This is a genomic window from Variovorax sp. P4_B11, assembly GCF_056402355.1.
The window spans coordinates 1-25,234 of sequence record NZ_JBFUHO010000046.1 but is presented as its reverse complement, the minus strand read 5'-3'; the positions used below and the strand labels follow the sequence as shown (position 1 = coordinate 25,234).

Sequence of the window (25,234 nt, the reverse complement as noted above, 5' to 3'; positions counted from 1 at the left end):
AGTCTCCAGAGAGATGAAAGCAACGATTGTCGAAAGTCGCTCCAACAGTTCCAACGAATGCCTTGTTCTTTGGTTATGGAGATTTCGCATAGCCCCAAAAGGCGGCTCAGATCATTCTCTTATTTGAATGCAACGAATCGGTAGTTCGGAATTTGAAAGCACGCCCGCAGAATCGGCCGCCGAGTGCTGATCGGCACTGCTTTCTCGTTGGGCTCCATGAATTTTCAACAGTTGCGCTCCGTGCGCGAAGCCGTTCGATGCGGCTTCAATCTCACCGAAGCCGCCCACGTGCTGCACACCTCGCAGCCGGGCGTCAGCCGACAGATCCGTGAACTGGAAGACGAACTCGGCATCGCGCTCTTCGCGCGTGCGGGCAAGCGGCTCACGGGCCTCACGGCACCAGGCGACCATTTGCTGCCGATCATCGAACGTGTGCTGCTGGAAAGTCACAATCTGCGCCAGGCCGGGCAGGAGTTCCTTGCGCAAGAGGACGGCCTGCTCTCCATCGCCGCGACGCACTCGCAGGCGCGCTACGCATTGCCGATCGCCGTGCAGGAGTTCCGCGGCCGGTTCCCCAACGTGCAGTTGCACCTGCGCCAGGGCTCGCCCAAGCAAGTTGCGCAGATGCTGCTCGACGGCGAGGCCGATGTCGGCATCGCCACGGAAGCGCTGGGCGACTACCCCCAACTCGTGGCGCTGCCGTCCTTTCGCTGGACCCATTCAGTGATCGCGCCACCGGGCCATCCCTTGCTCGACGGGCCACTGACCATCGAACGACTGGCCGCGTACCCGCTCGTCACCTACGACAGCGGCTTCACCGGCCGCACGCGCATCGACCAGGCCTTTGCCGAAGCCGGCCTCAAGCCCGAACTGGCCATCACCGCGATGGACGCCGACGTCATCAAGACCTACGTCGAACTCGGCATCGGTGTCGGAATCGTCGCGGGCATCGCTTTCGAAGCGGAGCGCGATATTCGATTGCGCGCGGTCGATGCGGGACACCTCTTCGGCATCAACCTGACGAAGCTGGCGGTGCGGCGCGGGGTCTACCTTCGCAGCTTCGTCTACGCCTTCATCGAAGCCTTCGCCCCCACCTTGACGCGCCCCGCGGTGAAACAAGCGCTCGGCGGTGGCGCGGCCGAGGGGGAGAGCGAGCCGCTGCCCGAGTCGGCGCTTGCGCAACTGCTCGCGCATGCGCCGAGCGCGAGCAGTGCGCCCACTTCCCGGCATTGAGTAGGCGCTGGCATCCCTGGTGCCAGATCGATCCGGGCCGAGGGCTTCCGCCGGTGGCCAGCGGCTCGACTGACACGACCTGGCCACCGACCGCCCGAGGACCCACCGGTCAGGCCAGTGCGAGCGTCGGCACCGCCAATGAAAGCTGCCCGCGTTGCCCCAACACAGGCACCGCGCGCTCGACGGCCAGCGCAATCCGGGCGCGCAGCGCGTCACTGTTCACGCGGTAGTTCGCGAACTCCCTGTCGCTCGCATAGACGCCGATGGGCAGCGTGTGGGCCTGGAAGAAGCTGAACAATGGCCGGAGTTGGTGATCGATCGCCAGCGCATGCCGGTCACTGCCTCCCGTCGCTGCGAGCAGCACAGGCACGTCAACCAGCGAGTCCTGGTGCACGAAGTCGAACAGGTGCTTGAAGAGACCGGTGTACGAGCCCCGATAGATCGGGCTTGCGACCAACAGGAGGTCGGCCGTCTCGATGTCGCGCAGGATCGACTCGACCTCGGGCGGCAGGTCGTGACGTTGGAGCACGTTGCCGAACTTCGGGACGATCTCTCCGAGTTCGATGACCCGCGTTTCGACGGGCAATGCGTCCGTCAATCCCTCGAGCAGTTGTTCGACCAGCACGAGGGTGCGGGACGGGCGTTGCAGGCCGCCGGAGACGGCGACGATCTTGAGTTTCTTGGCCATATTGAGCATTGGTTGAAATGTTTTTCCTGTTGACCGTCAGCATGGGACAACGAGCGGGCCTCGTGTGCGACGGCAACGGTGAGGTCGGCGGGGCTGCCGCGCGCAGCGCAAAGTTGCTGGACACATGACTGTGCGGCCGCCGAGTGCCCTCCGGTGCAGGCGACCTAGAACCATTTCAGCTATCGATATGCGAATTTCGGAGTCAATCGATGCGCAAGGCGAAACCCGACCAAAGCGTCGGGCCCACCAACCTCGGGGATCCAGCCGACAACTTCGCCCTGAGCTCATTGCGTTTCGCTATTTGGCGTATCGAGTCGGCGGTTTGACGCCGGGTTTCATGAAGTTGAAACTGAAGTTCCCCAGCAATGGCGCATGCAGCGACGCAGCGCCTTGACCAAAGGCCGGACTGGGGCTCGACGTTCGCTATGATGGAATGGTCTGCCCTCCTCTTGTGGCAGCGCCAGCCTAACCAACGGCGTTTTACATAATTGTCCAAAGCTTTGGTCGACAGACAGACAGACAGACAGACAGACAGACAGGCATCAGACCGACAGCAGACGTGGATCCAGTTGGCGCCTTGAGGCAAAGAGGCAACATTTCGAGTAGTCGTCGAAGCAGGCTCTCATTCACTGCCTTTTTGCCCTGGCCCCTTTCCGATCCGCCGAGCCTGCAGCTCACGCCGCGTCCTATCTAATTCCTCAGCCAGTAGCTTTTCATCTGGCAGTATGGTCTGGTACTCGGCCGCCAGAATCTTGTTGGGCAAACCCTCAAGCGCATAGTGCGCTTCAGCAGCGCCCTTCTCCGCACAAAGGATCAGGCCCACTGGTGGATTCTCGCCAGGCCTCGTCCAATGCTCCCGGGCGTAGTTGAGGTACAGGTGCATTTGCCCAGCGTCGGTATAGCTGAACTTACCGACCTTGAGGTCGATGATCAGTAGGCACCTGAGTCGGCGATGGAAGAACAAGAGGTCAACGCGGAACCAACTGTCGTCAATGCGTAGCCGTCGTTGCCGGCCGACGAATGCGAAGTCGTCGCCCAGCTCCAAAAGGAAGTCGGCCAGATGCTGGATCAAGCCCTCTTCGAGTTCGGACTCGGAATACTCGTCCTTGAGGTTCAGGAACTCGAGCACGAACGGGTCCTTGATTGCCTGCTCGGGCGTGATGGCATCGCCAGGCCGGGGCGCTTCGCCTTTCACCAGCATTGCCGACTTGTTGTTGGATAGCGCGGTGCGCTCGTAGAACTGGCTATTGATCTGGCGATCGAGTTGCCGCACGGACCAGCCGCCGCGTAGCGCCTCGGTTTCGTAAAAGGCACGGGCCAGCGGGCTCTTGACCGACAGAAGGCGCACGTAGGCCGACCAGGGGAGCGGAAAAGTTCGAGCGAGAGCAGGAAGGTCGGGAGATGTCCCAGACACCGTCGGGAGTTTTGCGCGACCGACCGATTCTCCAGACAATGTCTGGGGAATCTGGTTTGCTGACCAAGCCGTGTAGAAGAGGCGCATCTGCCACAGGTTTTGCCGACTGAATCCACGGCCAAATCGAGCTGACAGGTCGGCGGACAGGCGTTCGATCAGGGCTTCGCCGTAGGCGGCACGCTCCTGTCCACCTTGCTCAAATTCGACGATGCGTCGGCCGACCTCCCAGTAGGTGGCGGTCATCAGCGCGTTGACGGTACGCGCGGCGGCGGCTCGGGCAGCCTCCAGCAGCGCAACGATGTCGGCGTGGACGTTTTCGTACTCAGCCGGGTTGGGCGTCATAGCCGTCATGGCAGCTTCTTCATCAAGGTTTCGACCTGTCGATCCAGCGGCGCGCTACGGTCGAAGTTTGGCGGAGCTTCCAGGATGTGCGGCAGTTTCATCTGCGTCAGCATATAACGCGGCGAGTGAGCTGTTGCGCGATTCGCGCCTCGACAACCTGACTCGCCCGCCCCATCGACCAGCAGCAACAGACATCCGCGGCGAATTAAACAATGTACTAACGGCGCGCGTCAGAAACTGTCTGAATCCTACGCTTCCCCAAGCAACACAATTGTTCTTCAGCCACGCCTTGAAATCAATCGCTCGGTCCGTTAGTATATTTAAAGAATGCCCTCCCTCTCCCTTTTTGACGAAGTCCCAGCACATCGGGGTCTGCACGATGCCTTCGAGCAGTGGCTCGCCGACCAGCGCGCGGCCGGCGCTCTGCGGCAGCCGGGATCGATCGAGGTGTACCGCGAGATGTGGCGCGGGTTCATGGGCTGGTGTCTGGGCCAGTCGCCAGCCGTCACGCTGAAGTCACTCGACGCGCGGGATCTGCAGGCTTTCCAGGCAGCTCGCTTCGGTATGAAAAGCCCGGACCTGTCCCTCACCCCCCGCCACGCCCTTCGGCTCTTGCGCCTGATCGACCGGGTGCTGCGCCACCACGCAGCGCAGTCCAACGACAACCCGAATACAGCGGCTTCGGATTGGCTCGCCGAGAACCCGCACGTGCGTTATTCCGAGGCAGCCAGCGGCGACCCGTTGCCGGAATTTCTGTCCGTCGCCGAGGCGAAGCACCTGATTGCGTTCCTGTCCAACGCGCGCCCTCGCCCCGGTGCCAGCGGCGCACGGCGCGATGCCCACGCGGCGTTCACCTGGCAGGAGTTACGCAATCGCGTGGCAGTCGCACTGCACCTGGGTGGCGGCCTGACACCCGCCGAGGTCCGCGCCCTCACGCTGAATTCGCCAATCTCACGCGGCGGCCGCGTGCGGGATCGGCCGTGGAAGATCTCGATACCCGCCATTGGAGATGCGCCGGCGCGCGAGACGCCGATCGCCCCTTGGGCCGGCGAGCTCCTGCAGCACTGGCTCCTGGTTCGCTCGGAACGAGAGATTCCGGGCGACATGCTGTTTCCGTCAACGGGGACGGGCAAGCCCTGGAGCAAGCAATCCCACTACTCGGCCACCAGGCAGTTGCTCGCGGAGGCAGGTCTCGATGGCAACGAAGGCGGAACCTTCAAGCTCCGACACACCTTTGCGATGCGGCAACTTCGACGTGGAACCGCACCTGAAGAAGTAGCGCGCTGGTTAGGCGTTGAAGTGGCCGTCATGGATCGCTACAAGAACGTCGTGATCGGCCCGTTGGACGTGGTCTGAGTGCACGTCTCCAACTTGCGAAGGCTTTCAGCACCAGTTGCGAAGTCGCGAATATCCCGAAGACGAAGAACAGGCTTCATGCCAATTCATCATCTTTCGCATCAGGACTGGCAGAATCACGCCCCAAGGGAGTCGCAGTACTTTCAACCTCAATGAAGAGAAAGCAAGCAATGGCACAAACCTACAAGCAGATCCAGAAGCAGATCGAACAGCTGCAAAAGCAGGCGGATGCCCTGCGCAACACTGAAGTCAAGGGCGTCATCGAGCGCATCAAGGTCGCGATCGCGCACTACGGCCTGACGGCTGCGCACCTTGGGCTCGGCCCCGGGGCAGGATCTTCCAAGTCCGCAGGCAAGCGCCCGGCCAAGGCATCGGCGCAGTTCAGCGATGGTGCAGGCAACAACTGGTCGGGCCGCGGTCCACGTCCCCGCTGGTTGCGCGACGCACTCGCCGCAGGTCGCTCCATCGACGAGTTCCGGGCAGGCTCGAGCACCAAGTCGAAGTTGGCTTCTGCGATGGGTCAAATGGAAGCTGCAACGCCGGCAGCCAAGGCGCCCGCCAAGAAAACCAAGCGCGCGCCCTCGAAGATCAACTACAGCGACGACGCGGGAAATTCGTGGACCGGCCGCGGCCCGAAGCCCGGGTGGTTGAAGGCGGCGCTCGACAGCGGCAAGACCTTGCAGGATTTCGCGAAGCAAGCCTGAGACCGCAGCACCGCCGAGAACGCCGCGTCCCGGCTCCCGACCGCGTTCGGAAAACTCGCCGCGGTCCATTGCCAGTGCTGGCCCTGCGCCCCTACTGTGTCGACTGCAGGCGAGCGCGCTTCTTTGCCTCGAACTGGGTGGCTGTCGCGCGCACCAGATCGGCGGGCCCGCGCAGGGTCACCTCGGACCAGCCTTCGGGCAGCCGGTAGCTCTCGACGGCTTCCTGCACCAGCTTGCGAATGGCGTAGACGCGCTGGTGAATGACCCCGTATTCGGTGGCGAGCTTTTTCGGGGTTTCATTTTCGATGAACAGCCGCCGCGCGATCTCCAGCGTGCGGGCGTCGAAACGGCGCTCGCGCGCCACGCGCTCCAGCAGCGGGGCGTCAACGACAGTCATGGTCCGCAGGCAAGGTCATGAAAAGGCCCATCAAACCCAAGAATAACCAATAGAGCATCAGCGTCCCCACCGAGAAAGCCAGCATGCCCCAGCGCGGGAACCGCGGATCGCCGATCAGGAATCCGAACACCAGCGTCACGAGGAATCCGAGAAACGCGATCGGCACCAGCGTCGCACGCAGCACCGGTTCGATCAGCACGAGCAAGGCACAGCAGGCGATGCGAGCGACCTGCAGCGTGACGACACACAGACCGGCCAGGAGCCTCAGCACGAGCGGTGACGTCGCATCCCGGGACTTGGGGGCGCGGTGAGCTGCCTCGGTCTCGTTCACGGCGTGATTCATGGGCTACTCCTCGGTGGCCCAGCACAAGGGCCGCAACTCTGCGAGTCGCACAAGCGTGCGGCTGCCATCCCCGAAGCGCACCTCGCCCACATCCTTGTCGTGGGCCTTCAGGCGCAACGAGCCTCGCCGCCCGCCGTGCTCCACCACCAGCACGGTCCGACCTGCACTGACGACGCGTGCCGAACGCGCCGACGGATCCCCGCCTGCGTGTCCGGCGGCGTCGGTCCGAGGAGCGCCGACTTCCGAGAGCAGCGCATCCACGTTGGCCCGGCTGATCGGGCCCGCGCCCGCCAGCACCGCGGAGGTCTCGACCGGGCGTTCCCTCATGGCGCCCGCGAGCCGATACAGCACCCGCAGGTCGGCGCCGAGTCGTCCCTGGTCGAAGGCCTCACGCACCGGTGCCGGCGCATCGATCAAGGCGGCGGCCTCGGTGATGAAGGAGCGCGGCTTGCCGAGGCGCCGGGCGATCTCCGCCCTCGCCTGCCCTTCCCTCTCGCGTTCGGCGATGAAGCGCGCCAGATCGAAGGGCGACATGTCCTCGCGATGCAGGTTCTCCGCCGCCTGCGCGTAGGCGTCTTGGCGTTCGTCCAGGAAGGCCGGAACACGGTCCAGGCCCGCCATGCGGCAGGCGCGCAGCCGCCGCTCGCCGCGATTGACGACAAAGCGACCCGGAATCTCGGCATGAGACCGCACAGAGATCGGCTCCAGCACGCCGTGCAGGCGGATCGACTGGGCCAGTTCCGCGATCGAGATCTCGCTGATCGTGCGCCGCGGCTGGGCGGCATCGAAGTCGATCCGCAGAACCTCGAGTTGCAGGGGCTTGCCTGCAACTGCGTTGGGGGAGACATCGACCTCCGCCAGCAACGAAGTGGCCTTGAACTGGGCCAAGGCGCTGAGGTCGAGGGAATCGACGCTGCTCATCCTCGGCACTCCTGCACTGCCAGCGGCGCATCGACCCCGTCGAAGCGCTGCTTGAGAAGGTCGAACACCACCGAGACCTCGGCCGCCGCATCGCGCGCCGAACTCTTGGCCAGGCGCCACAGCGGCACCCCCGCGGCGATCGCCTCGGGGATCGCCGAGCGCGTGGAGATCTTGGCCGGGACCACGAACTCGCTGTAGTGCGCGACCAGGTCGTGCAACGCAGCCTTCTGGCGCACCGAGTGCGGGTTGAAGCGGTTGGCGATGAGCCCGGCCAGGCGCAGTCCGGGGTTGTAGCGCCGCTGCACGCCGAAGATCGTCTTGAGCATGTCGGTGACACCGTCGATGCTGTATTCCTCGAGCTCGATGGGACACGCCACGTGCGTCGCCGCGATCAGCGCGGCGCTCATGCGCAGGCCGAGCGATGGTGGCGTGTCGATCACGACGAAGTCGAAGTCTCCACTGAGCGCGGCGACCTGCCGACGGAAGGCGGGAAGGACGACTTCTGGCTTGGCGAGCTCGAGGTCCGCGAGCCGCTTCGTGCCCGCGAAGAGCGTGAGGGATGCTGCCGTCGCCTCCAACGACCGGATCCCGTGCGATTCGAAGAGTTCGGCCGCCACGCGCCCGCTGCCGAACCGCGCCAGCGACTTCGAGGCGTTGGCCTGCGTATCGAGATCGATCACGCCCACGCGCAGTCGGTGTCGCTCGGCGAGCCACTGCGCCAGCAGGACACTCAACGTCGACTTGCCGACGCCGCCTTTCTGATTCGTCAGGACCACCACATGCATTTGCGGCTCCTTCACGGCATTTGAGAACCTTCGACCGACATCTGCGAAACCTCCTGTTGCCGCTCTTGCTGCGCCGCAGCACGCGGCCCGTTGAGTGACGCATCTCGAGGGCCTACGATCAACACATCGCCTCGCTCGCCGCGCCGTCTCGCGCAAATTCTCCGAGCGGTCCTCGATCACTGACTGCCAGTGACCGCAGCGTAGTCCCAAACAAATCGCTCGTCCATATGTGCTATAGCTAACCATAGCAAAATAAATTCTCAATCTGTCTTGACCGTGAATTTTGCGTTGTGGTGAAGTGCGCCCATGGAAGCAGGGTCTCGTCAACGCATGGGTGCGGTGTTGAAAGGCTGGGCAGGGCCTTCGGCAGTGGGCTGCCTCGCGCTCCTGCTTCTGCTCGGCGCCGGGCCGGCACCCGCGGAGCCAGTCATTCCCGATACGCGTCCCGCCGTGACAGCGGTGGAGCAAGCGGCACGCGACGACGAACGCCTGCGCATTCTGCGCGAGGAACTGCGTCAATCAGAGCAAGCGGTCGAGGCGCTGGCCAAGCGCCGGGCCGAGCGCCTGGCGGCCAGCGACACCGTCGGGGCCGACGAAGTGCAAGCTCAACGCGCCCGCCTGCTCCAGGACATCGAGGCGCTCAAGCGAGAGATCGGGTCTGCACAGTCCCATGCCGGGCTGTCCGGCCCGGCGGCATCGAACGCCGCCATGCTCCCCGCCGCGGAAGCCAAGCCGGCGACCGTCAAGCACGCCCCGCCTGCCGCTCGCTGGTGGGACGTCTACGGCCGGGCCACGCCCGCCAGCGCCAAGCCCGTGTCCCTCGCCACCCCATCGGGCGCCGACGCCACGCGCCACGCCACCACCCGCCGCCTGGAGTAGAGCACCATGCCCCGCTGCCGTCTCGATCACAATCCTGCGCCATCCCGAGAAAACAAGGAAAGCCATGGCAACGATGCGTCGCGACACGCCGGGGAACACGCAGCTTCAGACGCCGCCCGCGCGCAACGAGCTGACCGCGCTCGAGCTGGTCGACTTCCTGCACCGGCGGGCGGTCAACGAACTCATCGTCGTGGAAGGGGACCCGGGGCGCTACCACCTGCAGGCGCGCATCTCCTGGCGCCCCGGCCGTTCGACGGTGATGGGATCGCGCGGACCGCGCACCTACCGCAACCTGAACACGTTGGTCACCCACCTGAAGACCCTGGAGATCGGCAGCACGCTGGTCCGGCTCGAACTCCTGGTCTGAACCGGAAAGTCACCCAGCCGCGAACCCGACTCTCGGCGGGGCTTCTGCTGTGGGCTGCGCTCGCAGCACTGATGCCCGAGGTCGCGGCCGCCGGCAGCCCGTTCGCCACCGGGGCCAACGCCACGCAGACCCAGTTGGTCGCGATTCTGACGCCGTTGGCCGCGGTGGCGGTGATGGTGTCCGGCGTGATGGCCTGGTTCGGCCGCATCAGCTGGTGGTGGATGGTCGGCGTCGTGCTGGGCACGGTGCTGGTGTTCGGCGGGCCGCAGATCGTCTCGTGGATCCGCGGGATGTTCGGCGTCTGAGGCAAATGGCCATGGACCGCAACCAGGGCATCGTGGCCGACACCCTCTTTGTCGGCATGACGCGCCCGTCGATGGTCTGGGGCGTCACCTACTCCGCGATGATGGTCAATGTCGTGATCACGACGGAGTCCTTCATCGTGACGAAGAACCTGGCCTGGCTGCTGGCCTTCCTCCCGATCCATGGCGTGCTCTACCTGGTCTGCCTCTACGAGCCCCGATTCTTCGACCTGCTGCAGCTCTGGGGCCGCACGCGCTTGCCGGCGCTGCTCGCCGGCAACCTGCGGCACTGGCGTGCCAACTCCTACAGCCCCCTGACGCTGGACCTGCCGGATGCGCGCGGACGCCGGCGTCAGCCTCCTGCGCGCGTCATCCTTCCCGGGAGGCCGTCATGACGCTGGGCCTGCAGAAAGACCGCCTCCTGCGCCGCGAAGCGGGTGCCGCCGGCATGATCCCCTTGGTCGCCCATGTCGACGCGCACGTGGCCCGCACGCGCGCCGGCGACTACGTCCAGACCTTGCGCCTGGCCGGCACCAGTTTCGAGAGCGCGGACGACGAGGACATCAACAACTGGCACGAACGCCTGAACGTGCTCTGGCGCAACATCGCCTCGCCCAACCTGGCGCTCTGGACCCATGTCATCCGGCGTCGCGACGGCGCCTGGCCGCGAGGTCGCACCGTCCCCGGCTTCGCGCGCGAGGTCGAGGAGCGCTATCGGCACCAGATGGCGGCGGAGCGCCTGATGGTCAACGAGCTCTACCTCTCGCTCGTCTTCCGTCCCCAGCCGACGCGCATCGGCAACGCCGCGCTGCGCCTCCTCAAGAAGGCCGATCCGGACGGCGCGCGCGCGGAGATGCGTGACTCGCTGGACGAATGCGCCAAGAAGCGCCAGGAGCTGCTTGCGGCACTGGAGCGCTACGACCCCGAGGCCTTGGGCGTCTACCGCCGCGCCGGCAGCGACGTGCTCTTCTCGAGCCTCATGGAGTTCCACGGCCTCCTGATCAACGGGGAATGGCAGCGCATGCCCTTGCCGCGGGCACCGCTCAACGAGGTCCTGGCCACGAGCCGGCCTTTCTTCGGCAACGAGGCGATGGAGTACCGGACCGGCACCCAGACCCGGGTTGGCGCCTTCGTGGGGATCAAGGAGTACCCGACCCCCAGCGCGCCGGGCATGTTCAGCTCGCTGCTGACCGCTCCGTTCCCGTTCGTGCTCACCCAGAGCTTCACTTTCCTCGGCAAGGGGACGGCCACCGACATGATGAGCCGCCAACACCACCGGATGGCCGCTGCCGGCGACATGGCGGTTTCGCAGGCCGAGGAGCTGAAGGATGCGCTCGACGACCTCATGAGCAACCGATTCGTCGTGGGCGACCACCACTTCACGCTTCACGTGCTGGCCGATGTCGTCGACGGCACGGGCGATCCCCACGGCTTGCCTCGCCTCAAGCAACTCAACGACAACGTCGCTCGGGCGCGCTACCTCCTCGGGGATACCGGGATGGTCGTGGCCCGAGAAGACCTCGCGCTCGAGGCCGCGTTCTGGGCGCAGTTGCCCGGCAACTTCGCTTACCGGACGCGCAAGGCACCGATCACGAGTCGCAACTTCGCAGGCATGTCGCCGTTCCACAATTTCCCGACCGGACGGGCGACCGGCAATTACTGGGGCGACGCGCTCGCCATGTTCGTGACCCGCGCGGGCTCGCCGTTCTACTTCTCCTTGCATGCGAGCGATCCCCGCCGAGCCGATGGCGGCAGTCGCCGCGACGTGGGGCATGTGACGGGCGTCGGGCCCGTGGGGACCGGCAAGACTACCCTGCTCGGCTTCTGCATGGTCGCCATCTGCAACCGGCTCGACGCCACGCAGGTGATTTTCGACAAGGACGAGGGGCTTCACATCCTGATTCGGGCGCTAGGCGGCCGCTACCTGCCGCTCAAGAACGGCGTCCCGACCGGCTGCAACCCCCTGCAGCTCGACGACGGGGTGGCCGACAACCTGGAATTCATGCGGCAATGGCTGCGCCGGCTGGTCCTGCGCAGCCCGGCCGACACGCTCACCGTGCGGCAGGAGGAGGACCTCGACCAGGCGCTTCGAGGCACCTTGCGCCTGGACATGCCCTATCGCCGGCTGTCGCGCCTGGCGGCGTTCCTCGACGTGACGGACCCCGAGGGCGTGCATGCCCGCATGCGGCCCTGGTGCGCAGCCGAGCACGGCGACTATGCGTGGGTCTTCGACAACCCGATCGACGACATCGCGCCGGTGCTCGACCAGCACGCACTCGTGGGTTTCGACGTCACGGATTTCCTCGATCACGACATCGTCCGGGCCCCGCTCACGATGTATCTCTTCCATCTGGTGAACCGCATGGTCGACGGCCGCCCCCTGGTCTGCTGGATGGACGAATTCGCCAAGCTGCTGAACGACCCTGCCTTTGCCAGGTTCGCGAAAAACGGCCTCGAGACCTGGCGCAAGAAGAACGCCAACATCGCCACCTTCACGCAGAGCACCAGTCACGTCCTGGGCTCCTCGATCGCCCGCGCCATCGTGGAGCAGACCCCGACCAAGATCCTGTTCCCGAACCCCGAGGCGGAGTACGCGGAATACACCCAGGGCTTCAATCTCACGGACCGGGAATTCGCCTTGATCAAGCAGGAACTCGAGCCAGGCTCCCGGCAGTTTCTGATCAAGCAGAACCATGTCAGCGTGGTCGCCCAGCTGGACCTCCAGGGCTTCGACGACGCCTTGCAAGTCATCTCCGGACGCACGGCCAATGTGCGCCTGATGCGCGAGGTCATCGAGCAGCACGGTCCGGAGCCAGCGCAATGGCTGCCACAGTTTCGAGCCGCGCTCTCCCGCGACCCCACCCACAGCCAGATCGCATCCACAGCGAAGGAGCACCACCATGCGTAGACAACTCATTGGCTTCATCCTCGCGGTCGCCGCGGCCGCGATGCCTTGGCAGGCCAGGGCCGGTATCCCGGTCATCGACATGGCCGCCGTTGCCAACCTGATCCAGCAGCTCGGCGCCTGGCAACAGCAACTTTCGGGCATGCAGCGCCAGTACGAGCAGTTGACTCAATCCAACGCTCAGCTCCAGCAGACCTACAGCGCCATGACCGGTGCGCGTGGCATGGAGCAGCTGCTACCCACCGCTGACATCGCTCGAAACTACCTGCCGTCCAGCTACGGCGAACTGATGAACACGGTCAACGCGACCTCGGGCGGGTACGCGGGCCTGTCGGGACAGATCCAGTCAATCATGCGTGCCAACAGCATCCTCTCGAGCTCGCAGATGAGCGCGCTCAGTCCGGAGATGCGGCAGGTCGTCGAACAAGGCCGCCAAGCCTCCGCCATGTTCGGCGCCATGAGCCAGGGGGCCTACCAGAACACCAGCCAGCGCTTCTCCGCGTTGCAACAGCTGGTCGATCGGATAGGGACCGCGAGAGATCCCAAGGCGATCCAGGATCTGCAGGCGCGAATACAAGCGGAGCAGAGCATGTTGACGAATGAGCAAACGAAATTGCAGGGGTTGTACGAGATGGCTCGGAGCGAGGAGCTGGCACAACAGCAACGGATCAGAGAACGGGCGATATCAGATGTCGGGACTATTCGATCAATTTCGACGGTGACTTACTGAGGTCTGCATCGAGGAGCAACGCATGCAAAAGACAACTTGGATCTACACAACTATCGCTGTATTGGCGATAGCTGCCGGGGGCGCCTACTTCTACTCACGCCAAGTCACGTCAGTGCAGATCACTGAACCGTCACTTCCCGTACAACCCTCTTCTGCGACCACCTCGCCGTCCCGGGATGAAGAGGAGATCAAGCGAAAGACCCTCGAAGGTATCGGAAGCGTCAAGCAACTGAAACCAGTACCGATTGCCCCGACGCCGTCGAGGTAGCTGGGCGGAGGCGATATGGGATTCTTCGAGCAGTTCTTCGCCTGGTTGAATGGTCAGCTTGCCGCATATGTGAGCACGAACACGGTCAAAGTGGCCGCAGCAATCGAGCCTGCTGCGGTGACGCTAGGCACTGTCTACGTCATGATGTGGGGCTTCTTGTGCCTGACCGGCCGCATCCAGGAACCGATCTGGGAAGGGACGAAGCGCATCCTCTTAGTCGCAGTCGTCCTCGGCTTAGGGCTGCGGCTGTGGAGCTACAACGAACTCGTCGTGGACACCTTTACGCGAGGGCCCGATCAGCTGGCCGCGGCGGTACTTGGATCGCCAACAACCATATCCGTTGTCGATCAGATCTGGATCGACGGGAATCTGACCGCCGAACAGCTTCTCAGCAAGGGCAGCCTGCTCAACAGCAATTTCGCCTTCTACATCGCTGGTTTCGTTGTGTACTTCATGGTCGGCCTGACTGTGGTGGTAACTGCCTTTTTACTCGCGCTTTCAAAGGTCGCGCTTTCCTTGATCCTGGCGTTGGGACCGATCTTCATCGTGCTCTTGTTCTTCGACGCGACCAAACGCTTCTTTGAGGCCTGGGTTGCGCAACTAGCAAACTACGCCTTGATAGCGCTTTTGGCCACAATGGCCGCAGCACTGTTGCTCAGCGTGCTGCGCTCCTACGCCTCCAATGCATCGGCGCTGGGGGGAGGCATCACCATCGCGGAGAGTGCGCGTGTGTGTATTGCCTCCGCACTGGTGTTTCTCGTGATGCGTCAGGTAATGGCGATTGCTTCCGGATTGGCCAGCGGCATCTCGCTGAGTTCATTCAATGCCGTGAGCACCCTGATGCGATGGGGCATGGGCGGCGCCCGTCGCTCCACCTACGAGTTCGGCCGCGGCGTACTCGACGGACTGCGCCGCGACCCTGGCAGTAAATGGGACTCACTGCGCCGGTTGGCCGGCAATCGCGTCGGCGCAGGCGTCTCCAACACATGGGATCGGATCGGCGGTTCCAGGCGTGGCGGCACGGTAGTGCCTCGGGAGCAGGTGATGCCGAATCCGAACACCCTGCGCTAGAGAAGTGGAGGACAAGATGAGGCTGGTCCCTCTGATTCTCTCGATCATCGCGCTGCTCTCGGCATGCGGAACACGGCCCCCGTTGCCGCCCGAGTGTGAAGGAGACTTGAGCCCGATCAACGCCCAGGCCGATGCATCCCTGCGAGGAGCGATTCATGAATCGCGCGCCAACCCTTGAGCGATACCTGCAAGAGGCCCAGAGCTGGGAGATCGATCGCGCACGTCGCGCTGCTCGATCCTCGAAGCTGGCGTGGACCGTCGCGGCCATTGCCTCCGCCATCGCATTGCTGGCCGTCGCCGCGGTTGCCGGTCTCATGCCCCTGAAGCAGCCGGTCCCCGTCGTCATTCGCGTCGACAGCAGCAGCGGCATCGTCGATGTGGTTCCAACCTACGAGGGCACCACGGACATCGAGCAAGTCGTGACCCGCAACCTTCTGTCGAACCATGTGATCGCCCGCGAGCGGTACTTCTACGGAACGGCCGAAGCCGATTACGAACTGGTCGCTGCACAGAACTCCCCGCGCCTGAACCAGGAATGGGCCGCGCTCTGGAACACCAACAACCCGCTCTCACCCCTCAATCTCTTCAAGGACGGAACGACCGTTCGCACGCAGATCCGCTCGGTGACCTTCCTCAAGCTCGAGAGCGGCCGGGACAAGCTCGCCCAGGTCCGCTTCAGTCGCTTCACCCGCCCGGGAGCCACGGGGGAAGAGCAGGCCAGCCACTGGGTATCGACCATCGAGTTCGCCTACACGCAGCCCTCCAAGGACGACAAGATCCGGTCACTCAATCCGCTGGGCTTTCGCGTCGTGGAGTACCGGCGCGAGCCGGAGGTGCCGACGGGCGTGCTTGCTGGCGGCAAGGGAGACACGCGATGAGCCGGGCCCTGACGACCCTCTTCGTCGGCGCCTTGGCGGCGATGACCGTCCTTTCGCCAAACGCCGAGGCTGGCACGGTGCCACCGGCGGGTACCGTCGATGCGCGAATTCGCGTCGTTGCCTACAACCCGGATGACGTGGTCGAGTTGCAAGGCTACGTGGGCTTCCAGATCCACATGCAGTGGGCCGAGGGAGAGGAGTTCGTGAACCTCGGGTCCGGCGACAACGGCGCCTTTGACGTTGGCGCCGAGCGCAATCATTTCTTCATCAAGCCGAAGGAGGCCCATGCGACGACGAACCTGACGATTCTCACCAATCGCCGTGCCTACCACTTCGACTATGTCGTCTCGGCGACCGCACCCACAGGCAAGGCGGCACGTCGCATGGTCTATTCCATTCGCTTCACCTATCCAGAAGACGACGCCCGGGCCGCGGCCGCCGAGCGCGAGCGGCTCTTGACAGAGGCTCGCATGAAAAATGCAGTCGCCGAGCGCCCGCGCAACAGCGACTACTGGTTCTGCGGCAGCAACACCCTGAAGCCGATGAGTGCCTACGACGACGGCGTGCAGACCCGGCTTCGCTTCCAGACGCGGTCCGAGTTCCCCGCCATGTTCGTCCAGAACGACGACGGCTCCGAATCTCTGCTCAATTTCAACATCGAGGACGACGAGGTCGTGATCCACCGGGTCGCTCGACGCTTCGTGCTCCGGCGCGGCAAGCTGGTCGGTTGCGTGGTGAACCAGTCGTTTGCCGGCGGCGGAGCGCGCAGCCGCTCGAACACCACCGTGCCTGGCGTAACGCGCACCACGACAGGAGCTGCGCAATGAGCTGGAAGGATCGCCTCCACCGCAAGCCGGATGACCTCGGCAACAGGGGTCGCCAGCCGCAAGACGAGCCACCGACCGTCGACCGGGAGACAGGCGAGATCCTGTCCGGCCACGGCGAGCACGAGGAGCTCGAAGAATCGTCGCCCGGGAATGCGCAGCCCCAAACGGTGCAGGGCGAGCGCGCCATCCCTTCAGTGAACCGTGAGCGCTCGATCCAGTCGCGCGTGAGCAGCAGCCTTGCGCTGGGCACCATCGTCCTTCTCGGGGCCGGCTTCCTGTTCTGGTACTACAACACCCAGTATTCCCGCACCAAGGACGCAGAGGAATCCACCCGAAAGGCAGCCGCAACTCGCGCGGCCGGCGAAATGAAGGTGCCGCCGCTCGGCCGTATCGATCCGCCGATCGCCCGCACGGCGACGGAGATCAGCACGCCGTCGTCGGCGTTGCCACCTCCGCCTCCGTCCGTGACCTCGAGCGGTGGCGGCCCGCCGTCCAAGACCCCCGAACAGCTGGCGCTCGAGCGTCAGCTCGGCGTCCCGGTCCTTCGCCGCGCGCAGACGACCTCCGCAGCTGGAGCGGCCAACACGTCCGCCCCTGGAGCCTTCGCCGCTGCGCCGCAGATGCCGGGAATCTCGCCAATGGCCACGGCACCGGGCATGGCCCCGGGAATGGCCCAGCTGCTCGGTTCCCTCCAGGCGCCGACAACCTCTCCATCTGGAGGCGGCGGAACCCTGGCGGCGATGCTGAAGCCGACCCCGACACCGGCCGTGACCGCGCAGTTGCTGCCGACCCGCCGCATGCTGCTCCCCAAGGGCGCGTTCATCGATTGCACGCTCGAGACCGCGATCGATTCCACCTACGAAGGCATGACGACCTGCATCGGCGCCAGCGACATCTATGGCGCCGACGGCAAGGTGGTGCTGCTGGAGCGCGGAACGAAGTTCGTCGGCGAGCAGCGCGGCGAGCCGCGTCAGGGACAGGGCCGTGTCTTCGTGGTGTGGAACGAGGCGCGCACGCCCACGGGCGTCGTCGTTCAGCTTGCGTCTCCAGGCACGGACGAGCTCGGACGCAACGGCCTGCCCGGCTTTGTCGATACCCACTTCTGGCAGCGCTTCGGCGCCGCGATCCTCTTGTCCGTGATCGACGGCACCATCCAGGCGATCGTCGCCAATCAGCAGAGCGGCACCAACGTCGGCAGTGGCGGCGGCGTGGTGCTCGGCCCGCAGGGCAGCCGCGACGTGATCGCCGAGGTGCTTCGCAACACCATGTCGATTCCGCCGACCGTGATCAAGAACCAGGGCGAGCGCATTCAGATCCTGGTTGCGCGCGATGTCGATTTCAGGGCCGTCTATGCACTCCGCAGCGATCCAGACCGCCCCTGACACGGTCCTTCCCGAGATCGCCACCCCCGCTTTCTCGGGGCGTGCGGGCCAGGGTGAGCCTGTCCACGACGAGCCGTCGTCACTGGCACTCTTCCTCGGACCGTTGGGCGCCCTCCTCGACAATGCGGACGTCACCGAGATCTGCATCAACCAACCCGGCAGCGCCTTCGTCGAGCGCCAGACCGGATGGACCCGCGAGCCGCTGCCCTTCGCGACCTTCGATTGGTGCATGTCGATCGCCAAGCTGGTGGCCAATTTCACGCGTCAGCGCATTTCGGCGAGCGAGCCGCTGCTGTCGGCCACTCTCCCCGGCGGCGAGCGCATCCAGATCGTGCTGCCGCCAGCAACCGAAGACCGCACCGTTTCGATCACGATCCGACGCCCGTCGAACGTGCTTTGGAGCCTGGAGGAGCTCGACGGGCTGGGCATGTTCGAGTCGACTCGAAGCGTCCCGGTTGCCCGTTGTCCCATGGCAACTGGCACGGGCCTCTCGCCGGATGATCACGAACTCATGCAACGACTGGGTGAGCGCCAGATCGTCCGTTTCCTGCGCCGCGCCGTGCAGCTGCGCAGGAACATCCTGCTGTCCGGTGCCACCGGATCCGGCAAGACGACACTGAGCAAGGCGCTGATCCTTGAGGTGTCGCCCGAGGAGCGCCTGGTCACAATCGAGGACGTCAAGGAGCTGTCGCTGCGCAATCAGCCGAATCACGTCCGGCTGTTCTATTCGCAGGGTGCCCAGGGGCAGGCGGCCATCACCCCGGGGCAACTCCTCGCGAGCGCCAAGCGGCAGCGCCCCGACCGCATCTTCGTTTCGGAACTGCGCACCGGCGATGAGGTGTACGACTACCTGGTGTCCGTCAACACCGGCCACCCGGGCTCGATCACGAGCGTGCATGCGGACAACGCCCAGATGGCCTTCGTGGCGCTCGCGCAGCTCATGAAGCGCAGCGAGGCGGGCCAGGGCATGAGCACCCGCGAGGGGGTCGAACTGGCGCAGCTGAGCATCGATGTGGTGGTGCAGTGCGCGCGCGACCGCCAGCGGCGCATGGTGACGGAGATCTGGCATGACCCTGGAACCAAGCTCAGAGGCCTTGCGTAGCCCGTTGAAAGTGACGGTCGCGCTGCTGTGCGCGGCGGTGGTCGGCCTGCACTTGGCCGGCTACTTCTTCCTGATGGCCGTGAAGCTGCCGCCCCATCAAGCCACGCCGCTGACCGCCTGGCACTACTGGCAGGGCTACGGCGAACGGCCCGACATTCGGCGCGCGCTGATCATGGCGCTCGCCGGGGGCCAGGGGCTTGCGTTCGGTGTGGTCGGCTTCGCGATGCTGCCGCGCCGCCGACCCCTGCATGGCGACGCACGGTTCGCGACGAAGCGGGAGATCGGGAGAGCCGGACTGCTCGGCGAGCACGGCATCATCCTCGGGCGCCTCGGCAACCGCTACCTGGTGTTGCCGGGCCAGCAGGGTGTCGAGCTCGAGGCGCCACCGCGCAGCGGCAAGGGCGTCGGCCTGGTGATCCCCAACCTCCTGAACTGGCCGGGTTCCACGATCGTCAGTGACATCAAGGGCGAGAACTTCATGCGCACGGCCGGCTACCGCGCAGCGCACGGCCAGGAGGTGCACCTGTTCGATCCGCTGTCAGAGCGCGAACGATCCGCGCGCTGGAATCCATTGGGCTACGTCTCCACCGTACCCTACCGCTGCATCGACGACCTGCAGCGCATCGGCACGATGCTCTTTCCGGACCCGCACGCAGGCGACCCGTTCTGGACCTCCTCCGCACGCTCGCTGTTTCTCGGGATCGCGCTCTACCTGTTCGAGACCGAGGGCGCGACCCGCACCCTGGGGGAGGTTTTGCGCCAGGGCATGGCGAGCGACGACGAAGGCTTCCAGAAGCACTGGAAGCGCGTGATCGATGCCTGCGAACGTGCCGGCTACCCGCTTTCCCAGGAAACGGTGCAAAGCTTGTACGACGTCATCGACCTGGCGCCGACGACGGCTTCGAGCATCCGCAAGACCTTCACGAGCCGGCTCGACCTCTGGCTCAACCCGATGATCGACGCGGCGACGTCTGCCAATGACTTCGACCTGCGCGAACTGCGCAAGCGCCCGATCTCGATCTACGTCCAGATCAACCCGGACAACATCGCGCGACTGCAGCCACTCCTGAACCTCTTCTTCCAGCAGGCGATCGGCCTGCAGACGCGCGAGCTCCCGGAAAACAACCCGGCGCTCAAACTCCAGCTGCTGCTCATGCTGGACGAGTTCCCGGCGCTCGGGCGCATTCCGGTGATCGCCGAGTCCACCGCCTTCCTGCCGGGCTACAACGTGCGCACCGTGATCATCGTGCAGTCCAACTCGCAGCTGATCGAGAAGTATGGGATCGAAGGGGCGAAATCGATCCGCAAGATGCTGGCCGCGCGGATCGTGTTCCCGCCGAAGGAGTTCGACGATGCTGAGGCGGTGTCGCGCGAACTTGGCACCTGCACGGTCCGGCAGAAGAACATCAGCCGCCCCATGTGGGGCGGCGCCGGCAAGTCGCCGACCGTGAGCATCAGCGAGCAGCCGCGGCGACTCCTGCTGCCGCAGGAGGTCAAGGAGCTGGGGACGAACCGGATGATCCTCTTCTACGAGGGCCTTCGCCCCGTGCTCGCGCACCGCGTCTACTATTTTCGCGACCGCTTCTTCGCCAAGCGGGAACGCCCGCCGCCCGAAGTGCCCCTGCTCGACATCGCGAGCGTCACGCGACTGCGGATGGCGCCAGGCCCCCGCCCCCCTCGCCCTGCCCACCCAGGCGCCCACGTCGCTGCCAAGGAGGTTCCCGACATGCAAGTCGATCCGACACGCCTCGAAGACCTGGACCTCGAGGATTTCTCCCTGGATTTCGACGATGTCGAGATCCCGAAGGGACCGATGACCGACGCCGAGATCAAGGCCGCAGCCGACAGCTTCATCTCGAAGCTGCTCGACTGACGACGGCCGCAGGAGACCCCCATGGCCCACGATCCGACTGATCCCACCCCTCCGGCAAACTCCAGCCACCACGTCGTCGGCGATCCGGACGGCGGGGCTGGCATGGTGGACGAGCAGCCCCCGCGGCCCGGCGCCGCATCGAACCGCGTCGTGCCGGACGCCGTGGTCCGGCGCTTCCTGCGCATCGACGACCGCTATTTCTTTCCCGATCGCACGCTGGCCTTCGTCGACCAGGGCACGCAGCTCAAGGTGCGCACGCACAACCTCGAGGTGATCCATAGCGTGGTGGCGATCATGCAGGCGCGAGGCTGGCAGGTGGTTCAGCTGAAGGGCACCGAGGCGTTCCGGCGCGCGGTGTGGCACGAAGCGAGCTTGCTGGGCATCGAGGTGCGGGGCTACGCGCCGACGGATCTCGAAAGCCAGCAGTTGCAGCGGGCCCGGGACCGCAGGCCGCCAGGGACAGACGGCGCAGAACGAGGCGGGGAACGAATCAACGAACGCGGCCCGACCGCGACCGAACGGTCCCCTTCCGGACTGCAAGCGCGCGAGATCCGCTCGGCGCCCGACTGGCTTCGCCCGCCGGTCACCGGCGAGCTGCTCGCCCACGCAGCGGCGCCTTACCACTTCGATCCGAGTGAGCGCATGTCGTACTACGCGCGCGTGCGGACCCCGGCCGGCGAACGCACGTTCTGGGGCGCGGACCTCGAACGCGCCTTGGCCGAATCCCGCTCGGGTGCAAAGGTCGGCGACCAGGTGAGCCTGCGGCAGCAGGGCGGCCGATCCGTGACGGTCCGGGTCGCGCGGCGCAATGAGGCCGGAGAGTTGGTCGGTGAGACAAGGAAGGTCGCGCAGCGCATGGGCTGGACCGTCGAGAAGACGGACTACGTCAGAGCCCTCGGCCGAAAGGCCGAGGTCGTGCGCCAGGGCCAGATGGCCACGAGCGCCGTGCTGGCCCAGTACCCGGACCTCGCGGGTGCCATGCTGGGCCTGAGACTGGCGCGGCAGTTTGCGCGCCGGCTGACGCAGCGCCCCGACGATCAGCAAAGGGTGGTCGAGGCGATCCGTCACAGCATCGCCGACGCCGTGGAGCGAGGCGAACGCATTGGCATGCCGCCACCGCGCACGCTGCATGCCCCGGTTCACGCGCGCGGCCGCACGCCCCCCCGCAGGGACGAACCCGAGCCCACGCGCGAATGAAGCGACGCAACCCTGTGGATGACCATGACCGACCACTTGTCACCTTCGCGCCGCCGACATGTCGCCAGCCGGCTGCTCGCTCTGGCAGCGGCCCTTGCGATCGGCAGCGGCCTGCCGCTGGCATCGGCGGAGCGGACGCCATCCCTGCAGATCGAGGCCTTCGCAGCATTCACACCGGGACAGGCGCTCCCCCTGGTGCTCGACACGATCAGGGGCGCGCGATCGTCGATCTTCGTGGCTGCCTACGCCTTCACGAGCCGACCGGTCGCTGTCGCACTGCGCGACGCCGCGCGCGCGGGCGTGAAGGTGGTCGTCATCGTGGACGCTGGCGAGGCGACCAAGGAATATTCGGCCGCGCGGTTTCTGGCCAACGAGCGTGTGCCCGTCCGCCTCAATGCGCGCTACGCACTCCAGCACAACAAGTTCATGGTGGTCGATGGCGCCACCGTGCAGACCGGAAGCTTCAACTACACCGCCTCGGCCGCCACGCGCAACGCCGAGAACGTGCTGGTGATTCGGAACGCGCCCGCTATCGCGGCGCAGTACACGACCGAATGGCAGCGTCTCTGGCACGAGGGCACGGACCTGCCCCCGGCCTACTGAACTGAACCTGGCATGCGCGTGGCGGTCCGATCATGCTGACCCGCAGCACATCGACCCGCGCGCACCCCCACAAGGCACGCTTTGTGGTCGCCGACGGCAGTCTGGAAGGCCTGAAGTGGCTCGCGCTCATCCTGATGGTGCTCGACCACGTCAACAAGTATCTGTGGGACCAGCGCCTCGTCTTCCTGTTTGACCTCGGCCGGATGGTCATGCCCTTGTTCGGCTTCGTGCTGATGTACAACCTCGCGCGCCCTGGCGCCTGGGCGGCGGGGGTGCACCGCAGAGTGATGTGGCGGCTGCTCGCCTTCGGCGCAGTGGCCACGCCTGCCTACGTGGCACTGGTCGGCGGGTGGCCGCTGAACATTCTCTGGACTCTACTCGCGGCAACCACCCTCGTCGGGCTGCTCGAGGGCGGGGGCCGGGCCCGGACGGCGTTGGCAATCGGCTTGTTCATCCTTGCGGGGGCGGTGGTCGAGTTCTGGTGGTTCGGATTGCTGAGCTGCCTCGGCGCCTGGGCCTTCTGCCGGCGGCCGACGGCGTTGCGGCTTGCTCTTTGGGCGGCCGCGATCGCATCGCTGGGGGTGGTGAACCGCAACCTCGCGGCGCTCGCCTGCCTGCCGCTCATCTGGGCGGCCGCGCAGGTGGCCCTTCCCGTGGGGCGCTACCGGTGGGTCTTCTATGCCTTCTACCCCGCCCACCTGAGCGTCATCTGGCTCGTTAAGCAGCTGGCCTGAGCCTCGCTGCCCGTCGGTCCGGCCCACGCCGGGCCGAAAGTGCGCCGAGACCCCCCGGGGTACGCCTCCGCGGCCTGCTATAACTCGCGTCGCCATGGAAAGCCCAATCATCCGATTCCGAATCGACCGCGCGATCGCGAAAGAAGCGTATCGGATGGCGGCCGAGCTCGGCATGGAATTGCCGGACGTGATGCGCATGATGCTGACCAAGGCGGTCCGCCTGCGCAGCTTCTCGATCGACCAGGACCAGGACGCCCCCTCTCGATCTGCGGCAAATCCGCCCGTGGAGGACTACGAAGCGCGCTACTGGGACCCGCTGAATGCCTCGCTGGACGCCGAGTTGGCGTTGGCCTTGCTGCACCGGACGATCGCCGATCTGACGACGTCGCTCGACGAAGGTCTGGCCCTGTCGGCTCCCGACGTCCGCCGACTCGACCGAATACGCGACGAACGCGACGCCGCCTGCAAGCTGCTCGCCGATTTCGACCCGATGAGCGCCACGGAGGTCGCACAGATTCTGGCGAGGTACGGTCCTCCTGCGCATCCCACCGCTTCGGGGGCCGCCGAATGACGCGAACCGACCGCCTTTCCGCATCCGAGCGCGACCGTCTCTACGAACAAAGGGTCCGGCCCGACCTGTTGGCGGGCATCGCCGCGTCCCCCCAGCCGGTCGCGATGCTCGTCGCCGGGCAACCTGGGGCCGGCGTGCCGGTGGCCGCAGCCCTGCTGCGGCGCGCGTTGCTCAAGACCGCAGGCCCGGCCATCCATCTCTCGATCGAGCGTCTGACGGCCTACCACCCGGCCAGCCGTGCAGACAGCGCCGTCGATTTCCCTGCCATCCAGCCCGACATCGTGCATTGGCTGGGTCGTGCCGTCGAGGACGCGAGAGCGCAGCGCTTGCACATGGTCATCGAGGACGAGCTGGAGGACGCGAGGTCGATTCCGAGGCTCGCGGCCGCGTTGCGCAAAGACGCGTACGCGGTGCAGGCCGTGTTCGTCAGCACCCATCCCGACCTGAGTCGCATCGCGTTGATGGCGCGCTACGACCGGTGGCGATCCCGCGGCTTGCCGACGCCTTTCATTTCAGCCGCGGCGCACGACGCGGCGCTCGCCAACGTCCGCCATGTGATGGGGCATCTGGAGGATCGCCGGGCCGTGGATGGCCTGCGCATCATCGATCCCCGGGGCGCCCAGTTCTACGAGAACCGATTGGCGCAAGGCGAATGGCTTCGCACCACGCGTGCCCAGGCGACGCTGGACGCAGAGCGCGATCGCACGCCGGCGCCGAGGGAACTCGTGCAGACCGCCATGCGGTGGGAGACCTTGGTGCGGCGCCTGGTCCAGGACCCCGAAGTGCCTCGCGACGTGGCGAGCGAGGTGCTGCGATGGCGCGATGAGGCAGTGGCGCGATGYGAAGCAGTTCCTGCGGCGGCCCAGATGCTGCAATGGGCGCGCGAGGGTGCCGCCTTCCGGGCCATGGAGCGCAACGAGTTCATGAAGGAATTTCCCCACCATGCACGGGCCGTGCAATCGCTGGGCCTGGCGATGCTCGAGTCTGAAAAATACCAGGACTACGAGGCGACGCGTCTGGTGCTTCACGCCCGCGAGAACATTGCCCAGCGCATTGAACGCGGCGACATGGCGCGGATCGCGGCGAAAGAGAAGCCGACCAACCCCCCTACGCGCTAGTGTCCTGTCCCGTTAATTCGACCGCACAGGCGGGTGAGCTTTTCGAGAATTGAATCGGCTGTCGCCGTCCAGGTGAAGGGCTTGCAGGTCTCGTTGTATTGGCTGACGAACGTGTTGATCTTGTTCGTCAGTTCCTTGACGCTTCTGAACGAGCCACGGCGGATGGCCTTGTCGGTGATGATCGCGAAGAATCGCTCGACCTGATTGAGCCAGCTTGAGTAGGTCGGCACGAAGTGCATGTGCC

27 protein-coding genes and 1 pseudogene are annotated in these 25,234 nt (G+C 65.4%); 20 read left to right on the top strand and 8 right to left on the bottom strand.

All coding sequences use genetic code 11. The features are described 5' to 3' along the window. Positions 1-216: 216 nt before the first annotated feature. Entirely contained in the window at positions 217-1,233 is a 1,017-nt protein-coding gene (locus tag AC1DYD_RS29980; protein ID WP_478176385.1) for a CysB family HTH-type transcriptional regulator, read from the top strand. A 109-nt stretch (positions 1,234-1,342) separates the two neighbouring features. Here AC1DYD_RS29980 and msuE read toward each other — a convergent pair whose 3' ends face one another. The 3 genes from msuE to AC1DYD_RS29965 form a co-directional block, all read right to left on the bottom strand. Next, positions 1,343-1,921 carry an FMN reductase gene (gene msuE / locus AC1DYD_RS29975; protein WP_478176384.1) on the bottom strand — a complete coding sequence of 193 codons (579 nt, stop codon included), beginning with the start codon at positions 1,919-1,921 and terminating at the stop codon, positions 1,343-1,345. Between the two features lie 622 nt (positions 1,922-2,543). After that, positions 2,544-3,686, bottom strand: coding sequence for a PDDEXK nuclease domain-containing protein (locus AC1DYD_RS29970; protein WP_478176383.1), 1,143 nt, complete (start codon positions 3,684-3,686; stop codon positions 2,544-2,546). Continuing rightward, positions 3,683-3,865 (bottom strand): hypothetical protein, encoded by a 183-nt coding sequence (locus AC1DYD_RS29965; protein ID WP_478176382.1) that lies wholly within the window; start codon positions 3,863-3,865, stop codon positions 3,683-3,685. The genes AC1DYD_RS29970 and AC1DYD_RS29965 overlap by 4 nt, the downstream gene beginning before the upstream one ends. A gap of 139 nt (positions 3,866-4,004) precedes the next feature. Here AC1DYD_RS29965 and AC1DYD_RS29960 point away from each other — a divergent pair, with 139 nt between their 5' ends. Both AC1DYD_RS29960 and AC1DYD_RS29955 read left to right on the top strand, forming a co-directional pair. Next, positions 4,005-5,033 (top strand): tyrosine-type recombinase/integrase, encoded by a 1,029-nt coding sequence (locus AC1DYD_RS29960; RefSeq protein WP_478176381.1) that lies wholly within the window; start codon positions 4,005-4,007, stop codon positions 5,031-5,033. Positions 5,034-5,203: 170 nt separating this feature from the next. Next, a complete protein-coding gene (locus AC1DYD_RS29955; protein ID WP_478176380.1) occupies positions 5,204-5,737 on the top strand; it encodes an H-NS family nucleoid-associated regulatory protein in 534 nt (177 codons plus the stop codon). Positions 5,738-5,828: 91 nt separating this feature from the next. On the opposite strand, the gene AC1DYD_RS29950 is transcribed toward AC1DYD_RS29955, so the two are convergent. From AC1DYD_RS29950 to AC1DYD_RS29935, 4 genes are read right to left on the bottom strand one after another with little or no spacing between them, the layout of a single operon-like run. After that, entirely contained in the window at positions 5,829-6,134 is a 306-nt protein-coding gene (locus AC1DYD_RS29950) for a TrfB-related DNA-binding protein (protein WP_478176379.1), read from the bottom strand. Then, positions 6,121-6,477 carry a hypothetical protein gene (locus tag AC1DYD_RS29945; RefSeq protein WP_478176378.1) on the bottom strand — a complete coding sequence of 119 codons (357 nt, stop codon included), beginning with the start codon at positions 6,475-6,477 and terminating at the stop codon, positions 6,121-6,123. Before AC1DYD_RS29945 ends, AC1DYD_RS29950 begins: the two co-directional genes overlap by 14 nt. A 3-nt stretch (positions 6,478-6,480) precedes the next feature. Next, entirely contained in the window at positions 6,481-7,398 is a 918-nt protein-coding gene (locus AC1DYD_RS29940) for a ParB/RepB/Spo0J family partition protein (protein WP_478176377.1), read from the bottom strand. Continuing rightward, entirely contained in the window at positions 7,395-8,183 is a 789-nt protein-coding gene (locus tag AC1DYD_RS29935) for a ParA family protein (protein WP_478176376.1), read from the bottom strand. The genes AC1DYD_RS29940 and AC1DYD_RS29935 overlap by 4 nt, the downstream gene beginning before the upstream one ends. A gap of 306 nt (positions 8,184-8,489) precedes the next feature. Here AC1DYD_RS29935 and AC1DYD_RS29930 point away from each other — a divergent pair, with 306 nt between their 5' ends. The 17 genes from AC1DYD_RS29930 to AC1DYD_RS29850 all read left to right on the top strand — a co-directional run bounded on the left by AC1DYD_RS29930 (position 8,490) and on the right by AC1DYD_RS29850 (position 24,990). Beyond that, positions 8,490-9,062 carry a hypothetical protein gene (locus AC1DYD_RS29930; RefSeq protein ID WP_478176375.1) on the top strand — a complete coding sequence of 191 codons (573 nt, stop codon included), beginning with the start codon at positions 8,490-8,492 and terminating at the stop codon, positions 9,060-9,062. Between the two features lie 64 nt (positions 9,063-9,126). Beyond that, on the top strand, positions 9,127-9,429 hold the full coding sequence (locus AC1DYD_RS29925; RefSeq protein ID WP_478176423.1) for a hypothetical protein: 303 nt from the start codon (positions 9,127-9,129) through the stop codon (positions 9,427-9,429). Next, entirely contained in the window at positions 9,327-9,734 is a 408-nt protein-coding gene (locus tag AC1DYD_RS29920; RefSeq protein WP_478176420.1) for a TrbC/VirB2 family protein, read from the top strand. Before AC1DYD_RS29925 ends, AC1DYD_RS29920 begins: the two co-directional genes overlap by 103 nt. An 11-nt stretch (positions 9,735-9,745) precedes the next feature. Further along, entirely contained in the window at positions 9,746-10,126 is a 381-nt protein-coding gene (locus AC1DYD_RS29915; RefSeq protein WP_478176374.1) for a VirB3 family type IV secretion system protein, read from the top strand. Continuing rightward, on the top strand, positions 10,123-12,639 hold the full coding sequence (locus tag AC1DYD_RS29910; RefSeq protein ID WP_478176373.1) for a VirB4 family type IV secretion/conjugal transfer ATPase: 2,517 nt from the start codon (positions 10,123-10,125) through the stop codon (positions 12,637-12,639). The genes AC1DYD_RS29915 and AC1DYD_RS29910 overlap by 4 nt, the downstream gene beginning before the upstream one ends. Further along, a complete protein-coding gene (gene virB5, locus AC1DYD_RS29905) occupies positions 12,632-13,366 on the top strand; it encodes a P-type DNA transfer protein VirB5 (RefSeq protein ID WP_478176372.1) in 735 nt (244 codons plus the stop codon). Before AC1DYD_RS29910 ends, virB5 begins: the two co-directional genes overlap by 8 nt. Before the next feature lie 283 nt (positions 13,367-13,649). Next, positions 13,650-14,705, top strand: a complete 1,056-nt coding sequence (locus AC1DYD_RS29900) for a TrbL/VirB6 family protein (RefSeq protein ID WP_478176371.1) — start codon at positions 13,650-13,652, stop codon at positions 14,703-14,705. A gap of 155 nt (positions 14,706-14,860) precedes the next feature. Next, a complete protein-coding gene (locus AC1DYD_RS29895; protein WP_478176370.1) occupies positions 14,861-15,583 on the top strand; it encodes a VirB8 family type IV secretion system protein in 723 nt (240 codons plus the stop codon). Between the two features lie 41 nt (positions 15,584-15,624). Then, positions 15,625-16,410, top strand: a complete 786-nt coding sequence (locus AC1DYD_RS29890; RefSeq protein ID WP_478176419.1) for a TrbG/VirB9 family P-type conjugative transfer protein — start codon at positions 15,625-15,627, stop codon at positions 16,408-16,410. Continuing rightward, positions 16,407-17,792, top strand: coding sequence for a type IV secretion system protein VirB10 (gene virB10 / locus AC1DYD_RS29885; protein ID WP_478176369.1), 1,386 nt, complete (start codon positions 16,407-16,409; stop codon positions 17,790-17,792). Before AC1DYD_RS29890 ends, virB10 begins: the two co-directional genes overlap by 4 nt. Next, complete coding sequence (virB11, locus tag AC1DYD_RS29880; protein WP_478176418.1) at positions 17,740-18,894, top strand: P-type DNA transfer ATPase VirB11; 1,155 nt, start codon at positions 17,740-17,742, stop codon at positions 18,892-18,894. Before virB10 ends, virB11 begins: the two co-directional genes overlap by 53 nt. After that, positions 18,860-20,767: a type IV secretory system conjugative DNA transfer family protein gene (locus tag AC1DYD_RS29875; protein ID WP_478176368.1), complete on the top strand. Its 1,908-nt coding sequence runs from the start codon at positions 18,860-18,862 to the stop codon at positions 20,765-20,767. The genes virB11 and AC1DYD_RS29875 overlap by 35 nt, the downstream gene beginning before the upstream one ends. A 21-nt stretch (positions 20,768-20,788) precedes the next feature. Beyond that, the gene (locus AC1DYD_RS29870; protein ID WP_478176367.1) at positions 20,789-21,964 is read left to right on the top strand and encodes an LPD7 domain-containing protein; all 1,176 of its coding nucleotides are present in this window, start codon (positions 20,789-20,791) and stop codon (positions 21,962-21,964) included. A gap of 24 nt (positions 21,965-21,988) precedes the next feature. Next, positions 21,989-22,567 (top strand): phospholipase D family nuclease, encoded by a 579-nt coding sequence (locus AC1DYD_RS29865; protein ID WP_478176366.1) that lies wholly within the window; start codon positions 21,989-21,991, stop codon positions 22,565-22,567. Positions 22,568-22,599: 32 nt separating this feature from the next. Continuing rightward, positions 22,600-23,301: a TraX family protein gene (locus AC1DYD_RS29860; RefSeq protein WP_478176365.1), complete on the top strand. Its 702-nt coding sequence runs from the start codon at positions 22,600-22,602 to the stop codon at positions 23,299-23,301. 154 nt (positions 23,302-23,455) lie between these two features. Beyond that, positions 23,456-23,872 carry a hypothetical protein gene (locus AC1DYD_RS29855; protein ID WP_478176364.1) on the top strand — a complete coding sequence of 139 codons (417 nt, stop codon included), beginning with the start codon at positions 23,456-23,458 and terminating at the stop codon, positions 23,870-23,872. Next, positions 23,869-24,990, top strand: coding sequence for a zeta toxin family protein (locus tag AC1DYD_RS29850; RefSeq protein ID WP_478176363.1), 1,122 nt, complete (start codon positions 23,869-23,871; stop codon positions 24,988-24,990). The genes AC1DYD_RS29855 and AC1DYD_RS29850 overlap by 4 nt, the downstream gene beginning before the upstream one ends. Here AC1DYD_RS29850 and AC1DYD_RS29845 read toward each other — a convergent pair. Then, positions 24,987-25,234: pseudogene (locus AC1DYD_RS29845) on the bottom strand (IS630 family transposase); the annotation flags it as partial. The gene AC1DYD_RS29850 and the pseudogene AC1DYD_RS29845 overlap by 4 nt on opposite strands.